The organism is Pseudomonas sp. G166 (genome assembly GCF_037027455.2).
GTDB lineage: Bacteria > Pseudomonadota > Gammaproteobacteria > Pseudomonadales > Pseudomonadaceae > Aquipseudomonas.
In genome coordinates this window covers 4,271,581-4,284,231 of the sequence record NZ_CP146985.1, presented here as the reverse complement: position 1 = coordinate 4,284,231, position 12,651 = coordinate 4,271,581, and the positions used below count along the sequence as shown (strand labels likewise).

The following is a 12,651-nucleotide window of genomic DNA, read 5'->3' as shown; positions in this document are numbered from 1 at the left end:
AGGTTCATATCAGACCGCTACCAGCACGATGGCGCCGATAACCAGCACGGCGCCAGCCGCCATGGAAGCCGCATACCAACGCAGTTGACCAGTCTCGGTACGGCTCAGGGCGGTGTGGCCGCCCTTGGCCATGCGCGGGATCAGGCCAATGGTCTGGTCGAGCGGGTCTTTGCGCAGAATGTGGCTGATCGCAAGGTATGGCTTGACGAACAGTTTGTCGTAGATCCAGTCGAAGCCCCAGGCGGCGAACCACCAGGCCGAAAGGAAACGCCCAATGCCGCTGTTGGCGATTGCCGTGACGAAACGGCGCTTGCCCAGGAACAGCAGGGCGGCCAGCAGGATACCGGCCAGGGCGATGGCGCCCGAAGCGATCTCCAGGCTGTGCTTGGCTTCGCCGCCGGCATGGCCGACGCTTTGCGGCAGCACATCGGCCAGCGGTGGGGTGATCATGGCGCCGACGAAGGTCGACAGCACGATCAGCACCGACAGCGGCAGCCAGTGGGCAATGCCGTGGCCAGCGTGGGCTTCGGTCTTGGCTTCACCGTGGAACGCGATGAAGATCAGGCGGAAGGTGTACAGCGAGGTCATGAACGCACCCACCAGGCCGGCATAAAGCAGGCCTTGGTTACCGCTGGCGAACGCTTCCCAGAGGATTTCGTCCTTGGAGTAGAAACCGGCGGTGACCAGTGGCAGGGCCGCCAGGGCCGCGCCGCCGACGATGAAGCTGGCGTAGGCCAGCGGCAGTTTCTTCCACAGGCCGCCCATCTTGAAGATGTTCTGCTCGTGGTGGCAGGCAACGATCACCGCACCGGAAGCAAGGAACAGCAGCGCCTTGAAGAAGGCGTGGGTCATCAGGTGGAAGATCGCGCCTTCCCAGGCACCGACGCCCAGGGCCAGGAACATGTAGCCGATCTGGCTCATGGTCGAGTAGGCGAGGATGCGCTTGATGTCGGTCTGTACCAGCGCGGCGAAACCGGCCAGGACCAGGGTCACGCCGCCGACGATGCCGACCAGGTGCAGGATGTCCGGCGCCAGGGCGAACAGGCCGTGGGTACGGGCGATCAGGTAGACGCCCGCGGTCACCATGGTTGCGGCGTGGATCAGTGCCGAGACCGGGGTAGGACCGGCCATCGCGTCAGCCAGCCAGGTCTGCAGTGGCAGTTGCGCGGATTTACCGACAGCGCCACCGAGCAGCATCAGGGTCGCCAGGACAATCCAGAAGTCACCGACCTTGAAGTGTTCCGGTGCCTTGACCAGCAGTTCCTGGATATTCAGCGTGCCCAGTTGCTGGAACAGGATGAACAGGCCGATGGCCATGAACACGTCGCCGATCCGGGTCACGATAAACGCCTTGAGCGCGGCGTTACCGTTGTTGCGGTTGCTGTAGTAGAAACCGATCAACAGGTACGAGCACAGGCCCACGCCTTCCCAACCGAAGTACAGGAACAACAGGTTATCGCCGAGCACCAGGAACAGCATGCTGGCGATGAACAGGTTGGTGTAGGCGAAGAAGCGCGAGTAGCCGGCTTCACCGCGCATGTACCAGGAGGCGAACAGGTGGATCAGGAAACCCACGCCGACCACCACGCCGAGCATGGTGATGGACAGGCCGTCCAGGTACAGGGCGAAGTTCGGCGTGAAGCCTTCCACCGCCATCCAGCGCCACAGCACCTGTACGTACACACCACCTTCGGGCGGGGCGACGTTGAATTGCCAGATCACGTAGGCCGCGACGATGGCAGACAGGCCAATGGAACCCACGCCAATCAGCGCCGAGAGGTTTTCCGACCAGCGTCCACGGGAGAACGACAGCAGCAGGAAACCGATGAGGGGAAATACGAAAGTCAGAAAGATCAGGTTCATCCGCGCATCTCGCTGGCAGCGTCAATATCGAGAGTGTGGAAGCGGCGGTACAGCTGCAACAGAATCGCCAGGCCGATACTGGCCTCGGCGGCTGCCAGGCTGATCACCAGGATGAACATGATCTGTCCATCCGGCTGCGCCCAGCGAGCGCCCGCGACGATGAAGGCCAGGGCGGAGGCATTCATCATGACCTCCAGGCTCATCAGCACGAACAGAATGTTACGGCGGACCATCAGGCCGACCAGACCGAGACAGAACAGGATGCCGGCAACCGCCAGACCATGCTCGAGAGGGATAGCAGGCATGTAATTACTCCTTCGCCTCGTTACGGCCCAAATGGAACGCCGTGACGGCTGCGGCAAGCAGCAGCATCGAGGCGAGTTCGACCGCCAGCAGGTACGGGCCGAACAGGCTGATGCCCACGGCCTTGGCACCTACGGTGGTGTGGCCGATGGCCTGGCCGCTCTGGTGAGCGAACAGCACATACAGCAGTTCACCCAGCAGCAGGGCGGCGAGGATCACCGGTCCTGCCCAGATGCCGGGTTTCAGCCAGGAGCGTTCCTGCTGGACCGAGGCCGGGCCCAGGTTCAGCATCATCACCACGAACACGAACAGCACCATGATGGCGCCGGCGTAGGCGATCACTTCCAGGGCGCCGGCAAACGGCGCACCGAGAGCGAAGAAGGTCATGGCCACGGCGATCAGCGAAATGATCAGGTAGAGCAGGGCGTGCACGGGGTTGGTGTTGGTGACCACGCGAAGCGTGGACACCACTGCAATACCCGATGCGAAATAGAAAGCGAATTCCATCTTTCTTCCTTAAGGCAGCAAGCTCTTCACGTTGATCGGTTCGGCTTCATTCTGCGCGGCGCCTTTAGGCTTACCGGCAATGGCCATACCTGCAACACGATAGAAGTTGTAATCAGGGTTTTTACCGGGACCGGAAATCAGCAGATCTTCTTTCTCGTACACCAGGTCCTGACGTTTGAACTCGGCCATTTCGAAATCCGGCGTGAGCTGGATCGCGGTGGTCGGGCACGCTTCCTCGCAGAGGCCGCAGAAAATGCAGCGCGAGAAGTTGATGCGGAAGAAGTCCGGGTACCAGCGACCGTCTTCGGTTTCAGCTTTCTGCAGCGAGATGCAGCCCACCGGGCACGCCACGGCGCACAGGTTGCAGGCCACGCAGCGCTCTTCGCCGTCGGGGTCGCGGGTCAGGACAATGCGGCCGCGATAGCGCGGCGCCAGATAGACCGGCTCCTCGGGATATTGCAGGGTGTCGCGCTTGCGAAAGCCATGGCCGAAGATCATGACCAGGCTTCGCAGTTGGGTACCGGTACCCTTAACGATGTCGCCAATATATTTGAACATGGGTCAAATCCTCACTGAACCGCGGCCGCAGGCGCGTTCATCAAAACGATCGCAGCGGTCACCAGCATGTTGATCAGGGTCAGCGGCAGGCAGAATTTCCAGCTGAAGTCCATCACCTGGTCGTAGCGTGGACGCGGGATCGAGGCGCGCAGCAGGACGAACAGCATGATGAAGAACGCGGTCTTCAGGGCGAACCAGACGAAGGACAGTTGTGGCAGGATGCCGAACGGACCGTGCCAGCCACCGAAGAACAACGTCACCAGCAGTGCCGAGATCAGGATGATGCCGATGTACTCGCCAACGAAGAACATGCCCCATTTCATGCCGGCATATTCAATGTGGTAACCATCGGCCAGTTCCTGTTCCGCTTCCGGCTGGTCGAAGGGGTGACGGTGAGTCACGGCCACGCCAGCAATGAAGAAGGTACAGAAGCCGAAGAACTGCGGAATGATGAACCACAGGTTCTGGGCCTGGTACTCGACGATGTCGCGCATGTTGAACGAGCCGGCCTGGATCACGATGCCCATGAGCGCCAGGCCCATGAACACTTCGTAGGACACGGTCTGGGCCGAGGCCCGCAGGCTGCCCAGCAGGGCGAACTTGTTGTTGCTCGACCAACCGGCGAACAGCACCGCATACACCGACAGGCCGGCCATGGCGAAGAAGAACAGCAGGCCGATGTTCAGGTCCGCCACGCCCCAGGTCGGGGTGATCGGGATGATCGCGAAGGCGATCAGCAAGGCGCTCATGGCCACGACCGGTGCCAGGGTGAAGATCACCTTGTCGGCAAACGGCGGTGTCCAGTCTTCCTTGAAGAACATCTTGATCATGTCGGCGGCGATCTGGAACATGCCGAACGGGCCGACGCGGTTCGGACCGTAGCGGTCCTGCCACCAGCCCAGCAGGCGACGTTCGACGAAGCTCAGCAGCGCGCCGCAGACCACCACGGCCAGCAGGATCACGATGGCCTTGAGGACCGTCAGGATCACAGCGATCACTTCAGGGGTGAACCAGCTCATTGCGCTGCCTCCTGCAGACCGTCGACGGTTTTGCCGAATATCGCCGGTGGGATACCCGCCAGGCCAGCCGGCAGGGCCACCAGGCCGGCGCCCAGTTCTTCATTGATGCGCAGCGGCAGACGCAGGGTCTGGCCGGCCACGTTCAGGCTCAGCAGGGCGCCATCGTTGACACCCAGGCGATCGGCTTCGGACTTGGCCAGCGCCACGTAGGCGGCAGGGATGCGTTCCTGCACCGGTGCGGCCTTGGAAGAGTTCTCTTCGCTGCCGAACAGATGATGGAACGGCACGACCTGCCAGGTACCTGGTGCCGGGTTGAAGGCGCGCGGCACGCTGGCGAACCAGCTCAGGCCATCGCCCTGGCTTTCGATCAGGCGGGTGCCCGGGTCGCCGGCACGCAGGTGACCGCCGACTTCGTCCTGGAACTTGTTCCAGGCTTGCGGCGAGTTCCAGCCCGGCGACCAGGCGAAAGGCACCTGGGAACGCGGTTCGGTCGAACCCGAATAACCTTCCATGGAGAACGAGAACGCAGTGTCCGTGTCCTGGGAAGTACGCGGTTCATGGACGCTGATGTTCGCGCGCATGGCGGTGCGACCGCTATAGCGCAGCGGTTCGCGCGCCAGCTTCAGGCCTTTGATGCGGAACGAGGCCGACGGTGCGGCATCGACGATACGGGCCAGTTGCGGGTTGCTTTCGGCGCAGGCAGCGGTGGCGTGGTCCAGTTGCGTCCAGTCCACCGGCTGGTTCAGCAGGGTCGAGCGCAGGGCATGCAGCCAGCGCCAGCCTTCATGAACCAGGATGCTGGCGTCCAGGTATTGCGGGTCGAACACCTGGAAGAAGCGCTGGGCGCGGCCTTCCTGGCTGACCAGCGTGCCGTCGCCTTCGGCGAAGCTCGCCGCCGGCAGCACCAGATGGGCGCGGTCGGTGGTGGCGGTTTTCTGGTGGTCGGCGACGATCAGCACTTTCGTGGCGTTCAGGGCGGCGTCCACCAGAGCCTTGTCGGTGCGGGTGTACAGGTCGTTTTCCAGCACTACGATGGCGTCGGCGCTACCGTCGATCACCGCTTGCAGCGCTGTGTCCACCGATTCGCCACCGAGCATGGCCAGGCCGAGGCTGTTGGCTTCCGGCACGATCAGGCTGATGGAACCGTTCTTCTCCCGCAGCTTCAAGGCCTTGGCGATGTTGGCGGCGGCTTCGATCAGCGCCTTGGAACCCAACGAGGTGCCGGCGATGATCAGTGGGCGCTTGGCTGCCAGCAGGGCATCGGCGATGCGTTGGGCCAGGGCAGCCGCTTCGCTGTCCAGACCGTCGACGGCCGGGGCGCTGGCGTCCAGGGCATGGGCAACGGCAAAACCGATGCGCGCCAGGTCATCAGGGGCGGCGTGGACGCATTCTTCGGCCACGTCGTCGAGCTTGGTTTCGGCGAGGCTGGCGATGAACAGCGGGTTCAGCGCGTGCTGGCCGATGTTCTTCACGGCGGCGTCGAGCCATGGCTGCACGCGCATGGCGTCGGCCATGTCCTCGGCCTTGCCCTTGACCGACTGGCGCAGGGCCAGGGCCATGCGGGCGGCGGTCTGGGTCAGGTCTTCGCCAAGGACGAACACCGCGTCGTGGTCTTCGATGTCGCGCATCGTCGGCACCGGCAGCGGGCTGTCCTTGAGCACTTGCAGCACCAGGCGGATGCGTTCCAGCTCACCGGCTTCGATGCCACTGTAGAAGTGCTCGGCACCGACCAGTTCACGCAGCGCGTAGTTGCTTTCCAGGCTGGCCCGTGGCGAACCGATGCCGACGATGTTGCGACCGCGCAGCAGCTCGGCGGCCTTGTCCAGCGCTTCGTCCAGGCCCAGCTTGGCGCCGTTGGCCAGCAATGGCTGGCGTGGACGATCCTTGCGGTTGACGTAGCCGTAGCCGAAACGGCCACGGTCACACAGGAAGTACTGGTTCACCGAACCGTTGAAGCGGTTTTCGATGCGACGCAGTTCGCCGTAGCGTTCGCCCGGAGAAATGTTGCAACCGCTGGAGCAGCCATGGCAGATGCTCGGCGAGAATTGCATGTCCCACTTGCGGTTGTAGCGCTCGGAGTGGGTCTTGTCGGTGAACACACCGGTCGGGCAGACCTCGGTGAGGTTGCCGGAGAATTCGCTTTCCAGGGTGCCGTCTTCAACGCGACCGAAGTACACGTTGTCGTGGGCACCGAACACGCCCAGGTCGGTGCCGCCGGCGTAGTCCTTGTAGAAGCGCACGCAGCGGTAGCAGGCGATGCAGCGGTTCATCTCGTGGGAGATGAACGGGCCGAGGTCCTGGTTCTGGTGGGTGCGCTTGGTGAAGCGATAACGGCGCTCGTTGTGGCCGGTCATCACCGTCATGTCTTGCAGGTGGCAGTGACCGCCTTCCTCGCAGACCGGGCAGTCGTGAGGGTGGTTGGTCATCAGCCATTCGACGACGCTGGCGCGAAACACTTTCGCTTCTTCGTCGTCGATGGAGATCCAGCTGCCGTCGGTGGCGGGGGTCATGCAGGACATGACGATCCGACCACGCTTGTCGTTCTCGTCGGTGTACTGCTTGACCGCACACTGGCGACAGGCGCCAACGCTGCCAAGGGCGGGGTGCCAGCAGAAATAAGGGATGTCGAGGCCCAGGGACAGACATGCCTGTAACAGGTTGTCTGCGCCATCGACTTCGAGCTCTTTGCCGTCTACGTGGATAGTGGCCATGGTTCAAAGTTCTTCGTTGGCCCGGTGTCAGCGGGCGTGGCTAATGGAATCTTGTTATTCGTCCGAATCCAAACAGCCTGGGTAAAAGGCGTCATCGGACGAAAGGCGAAGGGCACGGACCCTTCGCCTTTTAAAGCGTCGTTACGCGCCGACCATGGTCGGCGTGACCACCTGATGGAGATCCCCGGCGCGCGTTGGCGCGATGCCGGCCTCGAATTCAGGGCGGAAGTATTTGATCGCGCTGCCCAACGGCTCCACGGCACCCGGTGCGTGAGCACAGAAGGTCTTGCCTGGGCCGAGGAAACCTACCAGACCCAGCAGGGTCTCGATGTCGCCGGCCTGGCCTTCGCCGTTTTCAATGGCGCGCAGCAGCTTGACGCTCCAGGGCAGGCCATCGCGGCAAGGAGTGCAGAAACCACACGACTCACGGGAGAAGAACTCTTCCATGTTGCGCAGCAGGGACACCATGTTGACGCTGTCGTCCACCGCCATGGCCAGGCCGGTACCCATCCGGGTGCCGACCTTGGCGATGCCGCCGGCGTACATTTGTGCGTCCAGGTGTTCTGGCAACAGGAAGCCGGTGCCGGCGCCGCCGGGCTGCCAGCACTTGAGCTTGTAGCCGTCGCGCATGCCGCCGGCGTAGTCCTCGAACAACTCGCGACCGGTGATGCCGAATGGCAGTTCCCACAAACCAGGGTTCTTGACCTTGCCAGAGAAGCCCATGAGCTTGGTGCCCATGTCTTCGCTGCCGTCACGGGCCAGGGATTTGTACCAGTCCACGCCGTCGGCGATGATCGCTGGCACGTTGCACAGGGTCTCGACGTTGTTCACGCAGGTCGGCTTGCCCCACACGCCGACGGCGGCAGGGAAGGGCGGCTTGGAGCGTGGGTTGGCGCGGCGGCCTTCCAGGGAGTTGATCAGCGCGGTTTCTTCACCACAGATATAGCGCCCGGCGCCGGTGTGGACGAACAGCTCGAAATCAAAACCTGAGCCCAGGATGTTCTTGCCCAACAGCCCTGCGGCCTTGGCTTCTTCCACGGCACGGTTCAGGTGCTTGGCGGCGGTAGTGTATTCGCCGCGCAGGAAGATATAGCCGCGGTAGGTCTTCAGCGCACGGGCGCTGATCAGCATGCCTTCGATCAGCAGATGGGGCAGTTGCTCCATCAGCATGCGGTCTTTCCAGGTGTTGGGCTCCATTTCATCCGCGTTGCACAGCAGGTAGCGGATGTTGATGGATTCGTCCTTTGGCATCAGGCCCCACTTCACGCCAGTGGGGAAGCCTGCGCCGCCACGGCCCTTGAGGCCGGAGTCTTTCACGGTCTGGACGATATCGTCCTGGGCCATGTCGGTGAATGCCTTGCGCGCAGCAGCGTAGCCGTTCTTGGCCTGGTACTCGTCAAGCCACACCGCTTCGCCGTCGTCACGCAGACGCCAGGTCAGGGGATGGGTTTCGGCCGAGCGCTGGATGCGGTTGGCGGGCCCGAAGGAAGTCAGGGTCATACGTAGCCCTCCAGCAGTTTGGCGACGCCGTCAGGCTGGACGTCACCGAAGGTGTCGTCGTCGATCATCAGCGCCGGTGCCTTGTCGCAGTTGCCCAGGCAGCACACCGGCAGCAGGGTGAAGCGACCGTCGGCGGTGGTTTGGCCCAGGCCGATGCCCAGCTTGCTCTGGAGCTCGCCGACTACGGACTCGTGGCCGCCGATGTAGCAGACCATGCTGTCGCAGACGCGAATGATGTGACGGCCCACTGGCTGGCGGAAGATCTGGCTATAGAAAGTGGCCACGCCTTCGACGTCGCTGGCCGGAATGCCGAGGATCTCGCCAATGGCGTAGAGCGCGCCATCGGGTACCCAGCCACGTTCCTTCTGGACGATTTTCAGGGCTTCGATCGACGCCGCGCGCGGGTCTTCGTAGTGATGCAGCTCGTGCTCGATGGCCGAGCGCTCGGTTTCGCTGAGGGCGAAACGGTCTGTCTGGATAAGCGTGCTGTTCATGCTTAGCGGTCCACGTCGGCCATAACGAAATCGATACTACCCAGGTACGCGATCAAGTCCGCGACCATGCTGCCTTTGATCACTGAAGGGATCTGCTGCAGGTGCGGGTAGCTTGGGGTGCGAATCCGGGTGCGGTAGCTCATGGTGCCGCCGTCGCTCGTCAGGTAATAACTGTTGATGCCCTTGGTCGCTTCGATCATCTGGAAGGATTCGTTGGCCGGCATGACCGGGCCCCACGAAACCTGCAGGAAGTGCGTGATCAGGGTCTCGATGTGTTGCAGCGTGCGCTCTTTGGGCGGCGGCGTGGTCAGCGGGTGATCCGCCTTGTACGGGCCTTCCGGCATGTTGCGCATGCACTGGTCGATGATCTTGATGCTCTGGCGCATTTCCTCGACGCGAACCATGCAGCGGTCGTAGGCGTCACCGTTGGCGGCCAGCGGGACTTCGAATTCGAAGTTTTCATAGCCGGAGTAAGGACGCGCCTTGCGCAGGTCGAAGTCGCAACCGGTGGAGCGCAGGCCGGCACCGGTGACGCCCCATTCCAGGGCCTCTTTGGTGTTGTAGGCGGCGACCCCGATGGTACGACCCTTGAGGATGCTGTTCTGCAAGGCGGCCTTGGTGTATTCGTCCAGGCGCTTGGGCATCCACTCGACGAAGTCCTTGACCAGCTTCTCCCAGCCCCGCGGCAGGTCGTGGGCAACACCACCGATGCGGTACCAGGCCGGGTGCAGGCGGAAACCGGTGATGGCTTCGATCACCGTGTAGGCCTTCTGGCGGTCGGTGAAGGTGAAGAACACCGGGGTCATTGCGCCAACGTCCTGGATGTAGGTACCCAGGAACAGCAGGTGGCTGGTGATCCGGAAGAACTCGGCCATCATGATGCGGATGACATCGACCTTCTCCGGCACCTTGATCCCGGCCAGTTTCTCGACCGAAAGCACGTACGGCAGGTTGTTCATCACCCCACCGAGGTAATCGATGCGGTCAGTGTAGGGAATGTAGCTGTGCCAGGACTGGCGCTCGCCCATCTTCTCGGCGCCACGGTGGTGGTAACCGATGTCCGGGACGCAATCGACGATTTCTTCACCGTCCAACTGCAGGATGATGCGGAAGGCACCGTGGGCCGAAGGGTGGTTCGGGCCGAGGTTGAGGAACATGTAGTCCTCGTTCGCCCCGGAGCGCTTCATGCCCCAGTCTTCGGGCTTGAAGCGCGCGGCTTCTTCCTCGAGCTGTTGCTTGGCCAGGGACAGGCTGAACGGATCGAATTCGGTGGCGCGGGCCGGGAAGTCCTTGCGCAGCGGGTGACCTTCCCAGGTCGGCGGCATCATGATGCGCGTCAGGTGCGGGTGGCCGGGGAAATCGATCCCGAACATGTCCCACACTTCGCGTTCGTACCAGTTGGCGTTCGGCCAGATACCGGTCACGGTGGGCACGCTGAGGTCGCTCTCAGACAAGGCGACCTTGATCATGACGTCACTATTACGTTCGATCGACAGCAGGTGATAGAACACGGTGAAATCGACACCGTCGGGCAGCCCTTGACGCTTGGTGCGCAGACGCTCGTCCACGCCGTGCAGGTCATAGAGCATGACGTACGGCTTGGGCAGGTTGCGCAGGAAGGTCAGGACTTCGACGAGTTTGGCGCGGGCAACCCAAAGCACCGGCATGCCGGTACGGGTCGGCTGGGCGGTGAACGCCTCGGGGCCAAAACGGTTGTTCAGTTCGACGACCACATCCTGGTCGTCTGCCTTGTAAGGCGGGATGTACAGAGCACTGCCTGTAGTCATGGTTATTTATCGCTTTCGGTCAACGTAAAGAATGAAGCCAGGTTCTCGTTTCTTATGCAGAGCAGAGCTGGATCAGACTTCGTCGGGGCTGCGCAGGTTGGTGACTGCGATACGCTGTTCGCGGCGCTGTTCCTTTTGCGATGGCATCTCGGCGCGATAGACGCCTTGATCACCAACGACCCAGGACAGCGGGCGACGCTCCTGGCCAATCGACTCCTGCAACAGCATCAAGCCTTGCAGGAAAGCTTCAGGGCGAGGGGGGCAGCCAGGCACGTAGACGTCCACGGGCAGGAACTTGTCCACCCCTTGAACGACGGAGTAGATGTCGTACATGCCACCGGAGTTGGCGCACGAACCCATGGAGATAACCCACTTCGGTTCGAGCATTTGCTCGTAGAGACGCTGGATGATCGGCGCCATCTTGATGAAGCAGGTTCCGGCGATAACCATGAAATCCGCCTGGCGTGGCGATGCCCGGATCACCTCGGCGCCAAAGCGCGCGATGTCGTGGGGCGCCGTGAAGGCGGTGGTCATTTCCACGTAGCAGCACGAAAGACCGAAGTTGTACGGCCACAGGGAGTTCTTGCGACCCCAGTTGACCGTACTGTTCAGCACGTCTTCGAGCTTGCCCATGAAGATGTTTTTGTGGACTTGATCTTCTAACGGATCAGCGACGGTTTCCCGCTCGCCAATCGGATACTGCTCGTTAGGAGCATCGGGGTCGATCCTGGTGAGATTGTATTGCATTGCCAAAGCCTCATTGTTTCAGCTTCGCTTGCCGCTTGCGCCGAGCTTCCGGAGCCCAATCAAGTGCCCCCACCCGGTAAAGGTAGACAAGACCTGCCAACAGAATTGCTATGAAAACGAGAGCTTCGACGAATCCGGTCCAGCCGCTTTCGCGGACGGACACAGACCATGCAAAGAGAAAGAGGGCTTCGATATCGAAGATCACGAACAGCATCGCGACCAGATAGAATTTGGCTGAGAGCCGCAAGCGGGCGCCACCGGTAGGTAGCATGCCGGACTCGAACGGTTCATTTTTGCTGCGGCCCCAGGCTTTTGACCCGAGCAGGCTCGACACGCCGAGCATGAAGGCACACAGGCCGACGACACCCAGAAGGAAAATGGCAAAGCCCCAGTTGTGGGCCATGAGTCCTGTCGCTTCGGGCATGCTGGAAATCCTTAACAGAGAGCAAAGGTCTCTGAGCTTGAATAGAAATAACGCAGTGACGATATGTCGCAGCAATCAATCGCGGTGATTTTATGGCTAAACACCGGGCAAGTAAAATTCCTATAGCGAAATTATTTATTGGAATAAGGACATAGCGCACCCCCAGGACCGTGCGGCCCCGGCCCCGTGGGCGTTGGCCGGCTATTCATCAATAATATTTCGTGCGGAATGTAACAATGACAACGGCTTCCAAATGATAATTATTATTATCTGTGGCGGTCTTTCTGCGACGCTCTTAGTGTCGTGCCCGAGGGGCTGTCTTACATCGCCGCTACTGCAATTGTCAGCGTCGGACGTTTTACTCCTTTTCTGACTGCCCAATACTGCGTTCGATCAATTTTTTTCTACCCGATGCAGCGAAGTTTTCTCGGAGAGGGGGGCGGTGAAAGTCGGATCTGCATGGGGACTGCCCCTGTGGGAGCCATGCTTGCTCGCGATCCCGGCAACGCTGTCCCGAGGCAGACTGCGCAATCGCTCATCGCGGGCAAGCCTGACTCCCACAGATGCAGGCTTGCTCTTACAGAGTAGGTCGCTTCAAAAAAAACGGATGAAAAAATCGGCTGCGTCAGATCAATGTCGCTCAGTTGATCCCGCGCAGAACCTGCGGTCAGGGGGATGTGCACGTCAAGCGACTCAGTTTTGCGCGCAGAAATCGGCGCGAGGTCTGGCGTAAGGTCT

11 protein-coding genes are annotated in these 12,651 nt (G+C 61.5%); all 11 read right to left on the bottom strand.

Going from position 1 to position 12,651, the window contains the following annotated elements:
* Nucleotides 1-9 precede the first annotated feature (9 nt).
* The 11 genes from nuoL to SGN16_RS18525 all read right to left on the bottom strand — a co-directional run bounded on the left by nuoL (nt 10) and on the right by SGN16_RS18525 (nt 11,913).
* Nucleotides 10-1,863, bottom strand: coding sequence for an NADH-quinone oxidoreductase subunit L (nuoL, locus tag SGN16_RS18575; protein WP_210639436.1), 1,854 nt, complete (start codon nt 1,861-1,863; stop codon nt 10-12).
* Nucleotides 1,860-2,168, bottom strand: coding sequence for an NADH-quinone oxidoreductase subunit NuoK (gene nuoK / locus SGN16_RS18570; RefSeq protein WP_003180046.1), 309 nt, complete (start codon nt 2,166-2,168; stop codon nt 1,860-1,862). Before nuoK ends, nuoL begins: the two co-directional genes overlap by 4 nt.
* A 4-nt stretch (nt 2,169-2,172) precedes the next feature.
* A complete protein-coding gene (gene nuoJ / locus SGN16_RS18565; RefSeq protein ID WP_335944337.1) occupies nt 2,173-2,673 on the bottom strand; it encodes an NADH-quinone oxidoreductase subunit J in 501 nt (166 codons plus the stop codon).
* Nucleotides 2,674-2,682: 9 nt separating this feature from the next.
* Nucleotides 2,683-3,231: an NADH-quinone oxidoreductase subunit NuoI gene (gene nuoI / locus SGN16_RS18560; RefSeq protein ID WP_003180051.1), complete on the bottom strand. Its 549-nt coding sequence runs from the start codon at nt 3,229-3,231 to the stop codon at nt 2,683-2,685.
* 11 nt (nt 3,232-3,242) lie between these two features.
* The gene (nuoH, locus tag SGN16_RS18555; RefSeq protein ID WP_025212983.1) at nt 3,243-4,250 is read right to left on the bottom strand and encodes an NADH-quinone oxidoreductase subunit NuoH; all 1,008 of its coding nucleotides are present in this window, start codon (nt 4,248-4,250) and stop codon (nt 3,243-3,245) included.
* On the bottom strand, nt 4,247-6,961 hold the full coding sequence (nuoG, locus tag SGN16_RS18550; RefSeq protein ID WP_335944336.1) for an NADH-quinone oxidoreductase subunit NuoG: 2,715 nt from the start codon (nt 6,959-6,961) through the stop codon (nt 4,247-4,249). The genes nuoH and nuoG overlap by 4 nt, the downstream gene beginning before the upstream one ends.
* A gap of 141 nt (nt 6,962-7,102) precedes the next feature.
* The gene (gene nuoF, locus SGN16_RS18545) at nt 7,103-8,461 is read right to left on the bottom strand and encodes an NADH-quinone oxidoreductase subunit NuoF (protein WP_335944335.1); all 1,359 of its coding nucleotides are present in this window, start codon (nt 8,459-8,461) and stop codon (nt 7,103-7,105) included.
* On the bottom strand, nt 8,458-8,955 hold the full coding sequence (nuoE, locus tag SGN16_RS18540) for an NADH-quinone oxidoreductase subunit NuoE (protein WP_053123206.1): 498 nt from the start codon (nt 8,953-8,955) through the stop codon (nt 8,458-8,460). The genes nuoF and nuoE overlap by 4 nt, the downstream gene beginning before the upstream one ends.
* Nucleotides 8,956-8,957: 2 nt before the next feature.
* Entirely contained in the window at nt 8,958-10,742 is a 1,785-nt protein-coding gene (nuoC, locus tag SGN16_RS18535; RefSeq protein WP_210639433.1) for an NADH-quinone oxidoreductase subunit C/D, read from the bottom strand.
* 72 nt (nt 10,743-10,814) lie between these two features.
* Nucleotides 10,815-11,489: an NADH-quinone oxidoreductase subunit B gene (locus tag SGN16_RS18530; protein ID WP_003180065.1), complete on the bottom strand. Its 675-nt coding sequence runs from the start codon at nt 11,487-11,489 to the stop codon at nt 10,815-10,817.
* A gap of 10 nt (nt 11,490-11,499) precedes the next feature.
* A complete protein-coding gene (locus SGN16_RS18525) occupies nt 11,500-11,913 on the bottom strand; it encodes an NADH-quinone oxidoreductase subunit A (protein ID WP_030141323.1) in 414 nt (137 codons plus the stop codon).
* Nucleotides 11,914-12,651: the final 738 nt, after the last annotated feature.

Bases quoted from the DNA above. Each gene is read 5' to 3' on its own strand.
- nuoC (WP_210639433.1), bottom strand. From the start codon at position 10,742: ATGACTACAGGCAGTGCTCTGTACATCCCGCCTTACAAGGCAGACGAC.
- SGN16_RS18525 (WP_030141323.1), bottom strand. From the start codon at position 11,913: ATGCCCGAAGCGACAGGACTCATGGCCCACAACTGGGGCTTTGCCATT.
- nuoE (WP_053123206.1), bottom strand. From the start codon at position 8,955: ATGAACAGCACGCTTATCCAGACAGACCGTTTCGCCCTCAGCGAAACC.
- nuoK (WP_003180046.1), bottom strand. From the start codon at position 2,168: ATGCCTGCTATCCCTCTCGAGCATGGTCTGGCGGTTGCCGGCATCCTG.
- nuoH (WP_025212983.1), bottom strand. From the start codon at position 4,250: ATGAGCTGGTTCACCCCTGAAGTGATCGCTGTGATCCTGACGGTCCTC.
- SGN16_RS18530 (WP_003180065.1), bottom strand. From the start codon at position 11,489: ATGCAATACAATCTCACCAGGATCGACCCCGATGCTCCTAACGAGCAG.
- nuoF (WP_335944335.1), bottom strand. From the start codon at position 8,461: ATGACCCTGACTTCCTTCGGGCCCGCCAACCGCATCCAGCGCTCGGCC.
- nuoL (WP_210639436.1), bottom strand. From the start codon at position 1,863: ATGAACCTGATCTTTCTGACTTTCGTATTTCCCCTCATCGGTTTCCTG.
- nuoJ (WP_335944337.1), bottom strand. From the start codon at position 2,673: ATGGAATTCGCTTTCTATTTCGCATCGGGTATTGCAGTGGTGTCCACG.
- nuoI (WP_003180051.1), bottom strand. From the start codon at position 3,231: ATGTTCAAATATATTGGCGACATCGTTAAGGGTACCGGTACCCAACTG.
- nuoG (WP_335944336.1), bottom strand. From the start codon at position 6,961: ATGGCCACTATCCACGTAGACGGCAAAGAGCTCGAAGTCGATGGCGCA.